The sequence below is a fragment of the Pseudomonas sp. MAG733B genome (assembly GCF_036884845.1).
Lineage (GTDB): Bacteria > Pseudomonadota > Gammaproteobacteria > Pseudomonadales > Pseudomonadaceae > Aquipseudomonas.
The window spans coordinates 5,445,358-5,458,113 of sequence record NZ_CP145732.1; the positions used below are offsets into that span (position 1 = coordinate 5,445,358).

Sequence of the window (12,756 nt, forward strand, 5' to 3'; positions counted from 1 at the left end):
CAATGTGGGAGCGGGCTTGCTCGCGAAGGGGCCAGCACAATCACCTCAAATCCCACAGAGCTCCCGCAACAGCCCGGTATCCAGATGCTTCTCCACCAGATCCGCCAGCCGCTCGATATCGCGCTCGCGCAACCCGTGGTAATCCACATCCTGCACCGCCTGCAAACCAGCCCAGCGCAGCAGTGCACTGCACGCCGCCGGGGACTCGAACAGGCCATGCAGATAGGTGCCGAAAATCTGTCCGTCGACGCTCTGCGCGCCATCGCTACGACCGTCATCCAGTTGCACGGCAGCGTGTTCCAGCGCCGGGCCGGTGGTCACGCCGGCATGGATTTCATAGCCGCTGACTTCGGCATCTTCAAGCGCCAGACGCCCGCGCACATTGCGCAGTTGCTTATCCTGTTCGAGCTGCGTTTCGAACGCCAGCAATCCAAGCCCCGCACTGGAACCCGGCGCGCCTTCAAGGCCCAATGGATCGTGGACTTGTTCGCCGAGCATCTGCAGGCCGCCACAAATACCCAAGACTTTTCCGCCGTAGCGCAAATGCCGGGAAATCGCCGTTTCCCAGCCATTGGCGCGCAGGTACGCAAGGTCGCTGCGCACGCTTTTCGAGCCGGGGAGAATGATCAGGTCGGCCGGTGGAATCGCCTGGCCGGGGCCGACGAATTGCAGGTCGACCTGTGGGTGCAGGCGCAGCGGGTCGAAATCGGTGTGGTTGCTGATGCGCGGCAGCACCGGCACCACAACTTTCAGGACCTGCTCGGCCTTGTCGGTCTGGCGCTGATCGATGCCGTCCTCGGCCTCCAGATGCAGGTCCATCACGTAGGGCAGCACCCCGATCACCGGTTTGCCGGTGCGCTCTTCAAGCCAGTCGAGACCGGGTTGCAGCAAGGCGATGTCGCCGCGAAAACGGTTGATGATGAAGCCTTTGACCCGCGCCTGCTCGCTCGGCGACAGCAGCTCCAGCGTGCCCACCAGATGCGCGAAAACCCCGCCACGATTGATGTCGGCGATCAGCACCACCGGGCAATCCACCGCTTCGGCAAACCCCATGTTGGCGATGTCGCCGGCACGCAGATTGATCTCGGCCGGCGAGCCCGCACCTTCGACCATCACCACCGGATACGCCGCGCTCAAGCGTTCGTGGGAGGCCAGCACCGCTTGCATGGCGATGGCTTTGTAGTCGTGATAAGCCACGGCGTTCATCGTCGTGACCGCACGACCGTGGATAATTACTTGAGCACCGGTGTCGCTGTTGGGTTTGAGCAGCACCGGGTTCATGTCGGTGTGCGGTTCGAGATACGCGGCCTGGGCCTGCACCGCTTGCGCGCGACCGATCTCGCCACCATCGGCAGTCACGGCGCTGTTGAGCGCCATGTTCTGCGGTTTGAACGGCACCACGCTCACACCCTGACGCGTGACCCATCGGCACAGTGCCGTGACCAGTGTGCTTTTACCGGCATCGGACGTGGTGCCTTGCACCATCAGCGTGGTCATCGGCTGTCCTTGGCAAAGGCTTCGAAGGCTGCGGAGAGACGCATCCAGTCCGCTTCCTCGCCCGGCAGGCCAAAGCGCAGGCTGCTGTTGTGCGCGAACAAGCGCAGCAGAATGCCGCGCCGGGCCATGAACTCATGCAATTCTTCGGCGCGCTCGGTGATCAGCCATTGGAACAGCGCACAGCCGCCCTGTGGCTGGAAACCGTGCAGCGCCAGCAATGACGCGAGACGCTCGCTGGCCTCGTCGGCGCGAACCCGCTGCCGCATATGCCCTTCGGTATCGCGCAGGCACGCCTGCCCCAACACACGGGTCGGCCCGCTGACCGCCCACGGTCCCACCTGCTCGGCGAGCAGTTTGAGCAACTTGCGCTCGGCCAGCACGAATCCCAAACGTACACCGGCCAGACCGAAAAACTTGCCGAACGAACGCAGCACGATCAAACCGACCTGATGGGCAAACGGCGCCACACTCAGGTGCGGCGTGTTGTCCATGAACGCTTCGTCCACCACCAGCCAGCCACCGCGTTGCGCCAGACGCGCATGCCAGTCCAGCAACCGGGCGGGCGTCAGGCTCAGGCCCGTGGGATTGTTCGGATTGACCACTACCAACACGTCGAGGCTGTCGACAAAAAAGTCGACTTCCTGCTCCAGCACTTCACGCACGATGTAACCGTTGCGGCGCCAGGCTTCGGCATGTTCGGCGTAACACGGCGACAGCACGCCGACTTTGCCGGCCCGGCGCAAACGCGGCAGCAACTGGATGGCCATCTGCGAACCGGCCACCGGCAATGCCTGCAAGGTGCCGTAGTAATCACAGGCAGCCTGCTCCAGGCCATCATCGGTTTCCGGCAGCCGTGCCCAGGCCCGCAGCGGGATATCCGGAACCGGAAACGGCCAGGGCGCGAGGCCGCTGGACAGGTCGAGCCAATCGGCGTCCTCGATGCCGTATTCGAGCGCCGCCTTGCGCAACCGTCCACCGTGTTCAAGCATAAAATTCAGCTCCCACGCAGAGAATCAGCAGCCATAACCATACCCCGCGCTGGACCAATTGCCAGCCACGGTCGATGGAGTCGGCATCCGCCGGCACACCTTCGCCCAGTTGCGGGCGCTGATGCAGTTCACCGTGATAAATCGCCGGCCCGCCCAACTCGACACCCAACGCACCGGCGCCCGCCGCCATCACCGGACCGGCATTCGGACTGTCCCAGGTCGGTCCCTGGGTGCGCCAGCATTTCATGGCCAGTCGAGTTTTGCCCAGCAGCGCGTAGGTCAAAGCCACCAGACGCGCAGGAATGTAATTGAGTACGTCGTCGATTTTCGCCGCCGCCCAACCGAAGCGCTCAAAGCGTTCGTTGCGATAGCCCCACATCGCATCCAGCGTATTGCTCAAACGGTAGAGCACCACGCCCGGCGCACCGGCCACGGCAAACCAGAACAATGCGGCGAACACCGCGTCGCTACCGTTCTCCAGCACAGATTCGGTGGCGGCACGGGCGACTTCGGTCTCATCCAGCTCACTGGTTTTGCGGCTGACCAGATAACTGACGCGTTTGCGTGCTTCTTCAAGATCGCCGCTGCGCAAGGCTTTCGCCACAGGCTCGACGTGTTCACCGAGGCTGCGCATGCCGAGGGCGCAATAGAGCGCGAGAATCTCGACGATCCAGCCTACGTAAGGTGCCCAGGAAAACGCCGTGGCGAGCAACGTCAGCGGCAACACCACGATCACCCACGCAGTGACACCATGACTGCGCCAGCCACGACCACCGCCGTTGAAACGTTGCTCGATGCGTTCGGCAAATCGGCCGAACGCCACCAGCGGATGCCAGCGTTTGGGTTCACCCAGCAGCGCATCCAGCGCAACCGCGGCGACACTCAACAACGCCACACTCATTGACTCACTCCCCAAAAATTCTCATACAACAATTCGCTCAGCGGGCGCGCCTGCGCCCAGCCTTCGAGCACCAGCATCGGCGCCGGATAGAATTCCTTGACCGGCCCCAGGCACAAAATGGCCAGTGGCTTGGCGCCGGATGGCAGGCCCAGCAAATCCGCAAGGGCTTGCGGTTCGAACAATGAAACCCAGCCCATGCCCAGTCCTTCGGCACGGGACGCCAGCCACAGGTTCTGGATCGCGCAGGACAACGAAGCCAAATCCATTTCCGGCAGGGTACGGCGCCCGAAGATATGCCGTTCGCGATCATCCATCAGCGCGGCGACCAACACTTCCGCGCAGTTGTTGATGCCTTCGACCTTGAGTTGCATGAACTCGTCGGTGCGCTCGCCGAGGGCTTCGGCGGTGCGGATGCGTTCTTCTTCCACCAGCGCCTGGATCTTGCCGCGCAAATCGCGGTTGCTGATGCGGATGAAACGCCAAGGCTGCATCAGGCCGACGCTCGGTGCCTGGTGCGCGGCTTCGAGCAGGCGCCGGAGCAACTCGGGCTCGACCGTGCCGCCGCTGAAGTGACGCATGTCGCGGCGTTCGGCGATGGCGCGGTAGACGGCTGCGCGTTCGGCTTCGGAGAAGGCGTTGTCTGTCATGGCCTCTTCGCGAGCAAGCTCGCTCCCACATTTGAAATGTGTTCCCCTGTGGGAGCGGGCTTGCTCGCGAAAGCGGTCTCAAGGACAGGTGCGAAAAGCGCAGCAATCGCCGCTGGATTCGACTGAAAATAAAAATGCACATAAGAGGCCGTCATCCGCCCCTCACGATAAACCGCCTCCGCCCCGCGCCCGCCATTCGGGCTCAAGCCTCGGGCAATCGGCGTCAGTTCGGTGGTGGTCAGCGAGTGGTGATAGGTGTGCCCGCGCAGCGAACCTTCCGGCAGTTCAACCGCTTGCAAGGCCAGGGCGGCGAGGCGTTTTTGCATCACTGCGTCACCGCTCAACAAACCCACCAATTCGGCGCGAGTGCCTTCGACATCGGTCAACGAATCGAGCAGATAAAGCATGCCGCCACATTCGGCCAGCAACGGTTTGCCCGCTGCGTGGTGCGCGCGAATTGCGTTCAGCATCGAAGTGTTTTGCGAGAGGGCCACATGGTGCAATTCCGGATAACCGCCCGGCAGATACAGGCTGTCTGCTTCCGGCAATTGCGCGTCACGGATCGGCGAGAAAAACAGCAGCTCGGCGCCCATCGCCCGCAGCAAATCCAGACTGGCGCCATAGGTGAAGGCAAACGCTTCGTCCCGGGCGACGGCAATGCGCACGCCGGCTAGCAGCGGCTCGGCCGTCATCACGTCCGGCGCGGCGAACTCAACTGCTGGCGGCAGCGCTACCTCGCAACTGCTGGCCAAGGCATCGGCCGCCGCGTCGAGACGTACATCGAGATCATTCAACTCGCTGGCCTGCACCAGTCCGAGGTGGCGACTCGGCAATTCGATCCCGGTCTCCCGAGACAATGCGCCGTACCAACGCAGACCTTCAGTCAGGCTGCCTTCGAGCAACTGTGCATGACGCAGGGTGCCGACGCGGTTGGCCAGGACACCGGCAAACGGCAAGTCCGGCTGATAACGCGCCAGCCCCAAGGCCAATGCGCCAAAGGTCTGGGCCATGGCCGTGCCGTCGATCACGCCGAGCACCGGCACACCGAAGTGTCGCGCCAGATCAGCGCTGGACGGCGTGCCGTCGAACAGCCCCATCACGCCTTCGATCAGAATCAGATCGGCTTCGCCCGCCGCTTCCCACAACAGGCGACGACTTTCCTGCTCGCCGACCATCCACATGTCCAGTTGATAGACCGGCGCACCGCTGGCGCGCTCGAGGATCATCGGGTCGAGAAAGTCCGGGCCGCATTTGAACACGCGCACCTTGCGCCCCTGATTACGATGCAAACGGGCGAGCGCGGCGGTGACGGTGGTCTTGCCCTGACCGGAGGCCGGCGCGGCAATCAGTACTGCCGGGCAGTGTCGACTGTTTTTCATAAAATAGTATTCACAGCTCGACGCCTTTTTGCGCTTTGATACCGGCCTGGAAGGCGTGCTTGATCATGCCCATCTCGGTGACGGTGTCAGCCAGTTCCATCATCTCCGGCTTGGCGCCGCGACCGGTGACCACCACGTGCTGCATCGGCGGGCGCGCCTGCAAATCGCTGAGTACTTGATCGAGATCGAGGTAGCCGTGCTTCAGGGCGATGTTCAACTCATCCAGCACCACCAGGCCGATGGACGGATCGCGCAGCAGTTCCTGCGACACGGCCCAGGCGGCTTGAGCGGCAGCGATGTCGCGTTGGCGATCCTGAGTTTCCCAGGTAAAGCCCTCGCCCATCACATGAAAACGCACCTGCTCCGGGAAGCGTCGGAAGAACAGTTCTTCGCCCGTGCTGTTGCGGCCCTTGATGAACTGCACCACGCCGCACTGCATGCCGTGGCCCATGGCGCGAGCGAGCATGCCGAACGCCGAGCTGCTCTTGCCTTTGCCGTTGCCGGTCAGCACCAGCAGCAGGCCGCATTCGTTCGGGGAATTGGCGATGCGTTCGTCGATCACGGCTTTTTTGCGCAGCATGCGCGCCAGATGACGTTCGTCACGATCAGGGGTATCAGTCATGGGGGAGCTCTCCGTTGAGGCAGGAATAACGGCGGGCAGGCACAAGAATAGATGGCAAGAAGCCTGGCATCGCCCACCGTGATGCCGCTTGGATGGATCAGGCCGGTCTCCGGGCTCATGAGCGGCGTTGGCCGGACTGCGTGCCTTCCCATGTCGACAGTCGACACAGTGGCGCAAAACGCAGTTTTCACTCATTTACCGTTGCGGGGGCAGCGCCGGGATCGCGAGGCTTCATATATCGAAGCGACCACTCACCGACTTCCCTGTTTCACTCTGTCGACCCAAGCCACAGAGCACCTGAAACAAGCCGCGAAGGTTAGAGGGTTGGGGGTGGAGCGTCAATTGAAGACGGGGCGCGAAAGCGAATAACTGCCGCCGATCAGCAATTTGACGTCAATCTTGTGCCACACTCCGAGCAGTGATATCAAAGAGCCACAACCTCACAACACAATAACAAGGGTGAGCCCCATGCAAGGCATGATCATCAGCAATCCGAAGCTCGAATTCCTGCGCCCGGTGCTGGAGCGCTGGTTTGACTGTATCGACCGCTACAACGCCGTGCGCGGCGATAACGAAACGCCCTACTGGCTCGACGAAAAGGCCAACCTCGGCCTGCTTTCCTCCGCCGCGTGGATGGCCGAGATGATCACCCTGCAGCAATCGCCCACCCGCAAACAGCTCGAAGAAGGCGAGCGCAATGCTCGCGCCGACCTGTTCATCGCCACCCCCGAAACACGCGCCTGGCTGCAGGCCACGCAACGCTGGCCACGGGTCAACAGCCTGAACCTGACCCAGGCGCTGCATGACATCACCAGCGATGCCAAGCGCATCAGCTACGCCAGCGACCTGAAACTCGGCTGCCTGTTCGTCGCACCGCAAAAACTCCAGCATGGCGCTACCCCGGAAGAACTCCAGGACATGGTCGATGACCTGCAAAAAGAGCACACCTGCGCCGTGGCCTGGTATTTCCCCTACGCCTATCGCAAATTGCGCAACGAAGCGGGTCACTATCACCCTGGTATCGCCGTTCTGTTCAAGGAAGCGCGCAGCTGAAGGTTGAACCATCCTGCGTCCATGCTTCTCTATGATTAAATCAAGGCACTCATAGGGAAGATCAGCAATGCGCACGTCTCAGCTCGTATTCGTTGTCGCTCTCGCCGGAGGGCTCGCCGCTTGCGGTGAAACCTCCAGCCTGCAAGTCTCCGACGGCACCGGCCCGTCGCCCAAGTTGCCCGAACCCAATAAAACCCTGTTCCCGACGATGAACATCGCCCCGGCGATAGGCTGGCCGGACGGCGCAAAACCTGTGGCCGCCAGCGGCACGCAAGTCGCCGCGTTTGCCGAGGACCTCGATCATCCGCGCTGGTTATACGTGTTGCCCAATGGCGACGTACTGGTCGCCGAAACCAACGCGCCGCCCAAACCCGATGACAACAAAGGCATCAAGGGCTGGATCACCAAGAAAGTCATGGGCCGCGCCGGCGCGGACGTACCGAGCCCGAACCGCATCACGCTGCTGCGCGACACCAACCACGACGGCATCGCCGAAACGCGCACGGTGTTCCTGGAAAACCTCAATTCACCCTTCGGCATGACCCTGGTCGGCAATGACCTGTACGTTGCCGATACCGATCGACTGCTGCGTTTCCACTATGAAACCGGCGACACGGCCATCAAGTCGCAGCCGATCAAAGTCGTCGACCTGCCGGGCGGAACGCTGAATCACCACTGGACCAAAAACGTCATCGCCAGCCAGGACGGCAGCAAGCTGTACGTCACGGTTGGCTCGAACAGCAACGTCGGCGAGAACGGCATGGATCAGGAAGAAGGACGCGCGGCGATCTGGGAAGTGGATCGCGCCACCGGCAACCACCGGATCTTCGCCTCAGGCTTGCGCAACCCCAACGGCATGGCCTGGGAACCGCAAAGCGGCGCGTTGTGGACAGCGGTAAACGAGCGCGATGAGATCGGCAGCGACCTGGTGCCGGACTACATCACCTCAGTCAAGGACGGCGGGTTCTATGGCTGGCCGTTCAGCTACTACGGCCAGCATGTCGACGTGCGCGTCGAACCGCAAAACCTGGACCTGGTGGCCAAGGCGATTGCGCCGGACTACGCAGTCGGGCCACATACCGCATCACTGGGCCTGACGTTTGCCGAAGGCAACACGTTACCCGCTCAGTTTAAGGAAGGCGCATTCATCGGCCAGCACGGCTCCTGGAACCGCAAGCCGCACAGTGGCTACAAAGTGATTTTCGTACCCTTCAGCGCCGGCAAACCGGTTGGGCAACCGTTGGACGTGCTCACTGGTTTCCTCAATGAAGATGAAAAAGCCATGGGCCGGCCGGTGGGCGTGGTGATTGATCAGCAGGGGGATTTGCTGGTGGCGGATGATGTGGGGAATAAGGTGTGGCGGGTGTCCGCAACTAAATAACTGCAAACCGCATACCCTGTGGGATCGAGTTTGCTCGCTCCCACAGGGTCGGCATTCAGCGCTTACGACAAAGCGTCAGGCCATCCCCCAACGGTAACAATGACAGATCCACCCGCGCATCATCCTTCAACGCTCGATTGAGCGCCTGGATCGCGCGAGTGTCCGCGCTCTCTGGATTGTCCTCCAGCACCCGCCCGCTCCACAGCGTGTTATCGAACACTGCCAGCCCACCGACCCGCAGCAACCGCAGCGCATGCTCCAGATAGGCGGGATAGTTGGCCTTGTCGGCATCGATGAACATCAGATCGAACTGGCCGGGCTGGTCCAACTTGCCAAGGGTCTCCAGCGCAGGCGCCAAACGCAGATCGATTCGCCCGGCCAATCCGGCTTCCTGCCAACAACGGCGGGCCGTGGCATTGTAATCGCCGGGAATGTCGCAGCAGATCAGCGAACCGTCATCCGGCAATGCCGCCGCCATGCACAGGGCGCTGTAACCGGTGAAGGTGCCGACTTCCAGCAGCCGCCGGGCGCCGGTGAGTTTCACCAGCAACGCGAGAAACTGCCCCTGCTCCGGCGCAATCTGCCAGCGCGCCATGGGCAGCGCCTGGGTTTCGTCGCGCAAACGCTTGAGCAACGGCGTCTCGCGCAGGGACACGTCGAGCAGATATTGGTACAGCGAATCGTCGAGATTGAGCGTGCGAGCGGTCATGACCACAACCTCTGGCTATTACGGATTGCGCGCGAGATGCTCCGGTTGCAGGACACGCTTGGCGCTCAGGTAGGCTTTCTGCCAATACGCCTTGGACAAGCTGTCGAGCTTGACCGTGCCGCCCGTGGCTGGCGCATGGACGAAACGACCCTCGCCGACGTAAATACCGGCATGGCTGACTTGGGAACCGCCATTGGTGGCGAAGAACACCAGGTCACCCGTTTGCAGGCCTTCCTTGCCGACGTTGGCGGCTTGCATGGAAATCATTTCACGGGTCGTGCGCGGCAGGGAAATTCCAGTGACATCACGGTACACGTAGCCGATCAGCCCACTGCAATCGAAACCCGAATCCGGTGTATTGCCGCCCCAACGATATGGCGTGCCGACCAGGCCCAACGCGCGAAACAGCACGTCTTCCGCTTCAGGCGAAAAGGCTTGGGAAGGACCGAATACGATGGGCGGGCGAACCACCGGCGCTGGCGGCGGTGTACGACTGGCGCAAGCGCTGAGCAGCGCTGCGAGGAACATGATTGCGAGGCGGGCCGACGTCGACATAAGCAGAGCATCCTGATCTGGCTGCGGCTTTTTTTCTGCTGGGGACGCAGAAAAGAAAACCGCCTGCGCAGTACGCAGGCGGTTTGCCATCATTGATAGATCAGAATTCTAGCGCTTATCAGGCAAACTTCAAGTAAGACTTTAAGTTCACCTTACAAACTGTCCGCTTACTTGCGTGCGGTGACGATCGGGGAAGCACCTGGAGCCATGGCGAGTGCGCGCTTGGCTTCGATGAAGGTCTTGCTCCAGTAGCTGTCGCCCAGGCTATCGATCCGCACACCACCGCTGCGGCGGCTGCTGGAATGGATGAACTGGTTGTCACCCAGGTAGATCCCGGCGTGACTGACGCGACCGCGACGGCCGTTGGTTGCGAAGAACAGCAGATCACCCGGCTCAAGCTTACTGCGCGAGACCAGTGGTGCGTCTACGTTGATCATTTCGCGAGTCGAGCGTGGCAGGTTCATGCCGGCTTCTTCACGGAACAGATAGCCGATGAAACCGCTGCAATCGAAACCGGCTTCAGAGGTACCACCGAAACGGTAGCGGGTACCGATCAGGGACATGCCGCGTTCGAGGATGCTGTCGGCCAGAACCGGAAGCTGGTAGGACTTGCCATCGGCAAAAGCTGCCAGTTCTTTTTCGGTGGCCACTTCTTCCTGGTAAAGAGAGTCTTGATAACGAACGGAAGACTGAGCGGTAACCGAGTTTTGAGCCTGCTGTTGTTGCGCTTGCTGCGACACTGGAGAGTGGGCAGCGCAACCGAACAGCAGGGTAACGAGTGCGAGAGGCACGAGGGGTGCAAAGCGATTTAGCATGGGCACGACCGTGGCTGATAGTTGTAAAGAAGGCGAGACTATGCCCGCTATCAACCTCATTTGCAAATTCAATCGATCTTTTTGTGACTTCTCGGTTTCTCGTTTACATCTAAGCGCTTAAGCCCATTTTGATCGCTCACGCGGCCTGCCCAGTGCAGGAAAGCGGATTTTCTGGCGCCTGAAATATGCCAAAAAGCGTTGCAGCGCCCGAATTTACCGGGCTCAGCTACCAGCCGAGGGTTTCTTTCAAGAAGGGAATGGTCAGCTTGCGCTGCGCTTGAAGGGAGGCCTGATCGAGCTGTTCAAGCAATTCGAAAAGCGCACTCATGCTGCGGGTGCCGCGAGTCAGAATAAAATGCCCGACCTCGTCGGTCAGGTGCAAACCACGACGGGACGCACGCAGTTGCAGGGCGCGCAATTTGTCTTCGTCGGAGAGTGGGCGCATCTGGAAGATCAGCGCCAGGGTCAGGCGGGATTTAAGGTCCGCCAGTTTCACCGGCAATTCACGCGGTGAAGTCGACGCGGCAATCAGCAAACGCCGACCGCTGTCACGCAGACGATTGAACAGATGGAACAGCGCCTCTTCCCAATCCGCTTTGCCTGCCACTGCATGCAAGTCGTCCAGGCAGACCAGCTCGTACTGTTCAAGGTTGTCGAGGATTTCGATGCCGCGATCCATCAACTCGGCCAACGGCAGGTACACCGCCGGTTCACCCATCTGCTCGAAACGCAGGCACGCGGCCTGCAACAGATGTGTGCGCCCTACCCCATGCTTGCCCCAGAGGTAAATCAGGCTTTCGGTCCACCCGGCGTCGGCTTCGCACAGCCGCTCGACATAGCCGAGTGCAGCGGCATTGGCGCCTGGGTAGTAGTTGATAAAGGTGGCGTCGTCACGCAGACGCACACCTAGGGGCAGCTGAATCGGTTTCATGCTGACTGAACAGTTCCAAAGGAACCGTTAGTGGCCTCTGTGTAAAGTTCGCGAAGTTTATACCCGTGAAGCCGACCGCACAATGCGACAGACCACAAGCAAAATCAAAGGTTTGCGTTGACGCTCCGGTTTTATGACAGTTTCTTTGGCGCTACGGGTGGCAACCCGGGATCAATCCGGGCTGCCTGCGTAGCGGTCTAAAGCTCCGGATCGTCAACACCGCTGTAAATATCTGAATCCTTATACAAATCATGCACATGGCGCACCAGCACCATGATCACGGCCGCCACCGGCAGCGCCAGCAAAACACCGGTAAAACCGAACAATTCACCACCAGCCAGAATCGCGAAAATCACCGCTACCGGGTGCAGCCCGATGCGATCCCCCACCAATAACGGCGTCAGCACCATCCCCTCAAGCGCTTGACCGACCATGAACACCGCGACGATGCCCGCCATCGGATACAGGTCGCCGCCAAACTGGAACAGCCCGGCAATCAAGGCCGCACCAATGCCGATGACAAAACCCATGTACGGCACGATCGCCGCCAGACCTGCAATCAAGCCAATCAACAGACCCAATTCCAGCCCCACCAACATCAAGCCTGCGGCGTAGATTACGCCGAGCGCCACCATCACCAGCAATTGCCCGCGGACGAAAGCGCCGAGCACCTCATGGCACTCTCCGGCCAGCATCACCGCGCGCTCTTCGCGATCACGGGGCAGCAGGCTGCGGATCTTGGCCATCATCAGGTCCCAGTCCCGCAGCAGGTAGAAACTCACCACCGGAATCAACACCAGGTTCGCAAGCCAGGCAATCAGCGCCAGGCCCGATGCCGTGGCCTGCGTCAGCACCACACCGACGATGTCAGTGGTCTGCCCCATGTGCTCGCTGATGGCTGCCTTGAGCTTGTCGAATCTCCAGAAGCCTTCCGACAGACCAAACTTCGATTGCGTCCATGGCAATGCAGTGTGCTGCAACCAATCGAGCATCTGTGGCGCCAGCTCATACAAACGGAACAGCTGCTTGGCGAGCATCGGCACCAGCACCAGCATCAGCGCGGTGACAATCAGGGTGAACAGCGCGAATACCGTGATAACGCCCCAGGTCCGTGACAGTCCGGCCTTCTCCAGTCGATCAACCACCGGATCGAACAGATAAGCCAGGAGCAACGCCACCAGGAACGGCGTGAGGATCGGATGCAACAGCCAGATAAACGCGCAGAGCAGGACCACTGCACCCAACCAGAACCAACGCCGCGTATCGGCCATGAACCA

At 61.0% G+C, this 12,756-nt stretch carries 13 protein-coding genes and 1 riboswitch; of the genes, 2 read left to right on the top strand and 11 right to left on the bottom strand.

Annotation, left to right across the window (positions count from 1 at the left end; genetic code table 11):
- Positions 1-45: 45 nt before the first annotated feature.
- The 6 genes from V6Z53_RS24805 to cobO are packed head-to-tail and all read right to left on the bottom strand — an operon-like array spanning position 46 to position 6,035.
- The gene (locus V6Z53_RS24805) at positions 46-1,497 is read right to left on the bottom strand and encodes a cobyric acid synthase (protein ID WP_338582293.1); all 1,452 of its coding nucleotides are present in this window, start codon (positions 1,495-1,497) and stop codon (positions 46-48) included.
- Positions 1,494-2,486 carry a threonine-phosphate decarboxylase CobD gene (cobD, locus tag V6Z53_RS24810; RefSeq protein WP_338582294.1) on the bottom strand — a complete coding sequence of 331 codons (993 nt, stop codon included), beginning with the start codon at positions 2,484-2,486 and terminating at the stop codon, positions 1,494-1,496. The genes V6Z53_RS24805 and cobD overlap by 4 nt, the downstream gene beginning before the upstream one ends.
- Positions 2,479-3,387: an adenosylcobinamide-phosphate synthase CbiB gene (gene cbiB / locus V6Z53_RS24815; RefSeq protein WP_338582295.1), complete on the bottom strand. Its 909-nt coding sequence runs from the start codon at positions 3,385-3,387 to the stop codon at positions 2,479-2,481. The genes cobD and cbiB overlap by 8 nt, the downstream gene beginning before the upstream one ends.
- Positions 3,384-4,034, bottom strand: a complete 651-nt coding sequence (bluB, locus tag V6Z53_RS24820; RefSeq protein ID WP_338582296.1) for a 5,6-dimethylbenzimidazole synthase — start codon at positions 4,032-4,034, stop codon at positions 3,384-3,386. Before bluB ends, cbiB begins: the two co-directional genes overlap by 4 nt.
- Positions 4,031-5,413, bottom strand: a complete 1,383-nt coding sequence (locus V6Z53_RS24825; RefSeq protein WP_338582297.1) for a cobyrinate a,c-diamide synthase — start codon at positions 5,411-5,413, stop codon at positions 4,031-4,033. Before V6Z53_RS24825 ends, bluB begins: the two co-directional genes overlap by 4 nt.
- Positions 5,414-5,423: 10 nt before the next feature.
- Positions 5,424-6,035, bottom strand: a complete 612-nt coding sequence (cobO, locus tag V6Z53_RS24830; RefSeq protein WP_338582298.1) for a cob(I)yrinic acid a,c-diamide adenosyltransferase — start codon at positions 6,033-6,035, stop codon at positions 5,424-5,426.
- 82 nt (positions 6,036-6,117) lie between these two features.
- Positions 6,118-6,351: riboswitch (cobalamin riboswitch) on the bottom strand.
- 152 nt (positions 6,352-6,503) lie between these two features.
- Here cobO and V6Z53_RS24835 point away from each other — a divergent pair.
- Together V6Z53_RS24835 and V6Z53_RS24840 are read left to right on the top strand one after the other, a co-directional pair.
- A complete protein-coding gene (locus V6Z53_RS24835) occupies positions 6,504-7,088 on the top strand; it encodes a hypothetical protein (RefSeq protein WP_338582299.1) in 585 nt (194 codons plus the stop codon).
- Positions 7,089-7,155: 67 nt separating this feature from the next.
- Complete coding sequence (locus tag V6Z53_RS24840) at positions 7,156-8,469, top strand: sorbosone dehydrogenase family protein (protein ID WP_338582300.1); 1,314 nt, start codon at positions 7,156-7,158, stop codon at positions 8,467-8,469.
- A 55-nt stretch (positions 8,470-8,524) separates the two neighbouring features.
- On the opposite strand, the gene V6Z53_RS24845 is transcribed toward V6Z53_RS24840, so the two are convergent.
- The 5 genes from V6Z53_RS24845 to V6Z53_RS24865 all read right to left on the bottom strand — a co-directional run bounded on the left by V6Z53_RS24845 (position 8,525) and on the right by V6Z53_RS24865 (position 12,750).
- Positions 8,525-9,178, bottom strand: coding sequence for a class I SAM-dependent methyltransferase (locus V6Z53_RS24845; protein WP_338582301.1), 654 nt, complete (start codon positions 9,176-9,178; stop codon positions 8,525-8,527).
- Positions 9,179-9,196: 18 nt separating this feature from the next.
- Entirely contained in the window at positions 9,197-9,733 is a 537-nt protein-coding gene (locus V6Z53_RS24850; protein WP_338582302.1) for a C40 family peptidase, read from the bottom strand.
- Positions 9,734-9,900: 167 nt separating this feature from the next.
- Positions 9,901-10,548, bottom strand: coding sequence for an NlpC/P60 family protein (locus V6Z53_RS24855; RefSeq protein WP_338582303.1), 648 nt, complete (start codon positions 10,546-10,548; stop codon positions 9,901-9,903).
- Positions 10,549-10,774: 226 nt separating this feature from the next.
- Complete coding sequence (gene hda, locus V6Z53_RS24860; protein WP_338582304.1) at positions 10,775-11,479, bottom strand: DnaA regulatory inactivator Hda; 705 nt, start codon at positions 11,477-11,479, stop codon at positions 10,775-10,777.
- A 197-nt stretch (positions 11,480-11,676) separates the two neighbouring features.
- On the bottom strand, positions 11,677-12,750 hold the full coding sequence (locus V6Z53_RS24865) for an AI-2E family transporter (protein ID WP_338582305.1): 1,074 nt from the start codon (positions 12,748-12,750) through the stop codon (positions 11,677-11,679).
- Between the last annotated feature and the right edge of the window lie 6 nt (positions 12,751-12,756).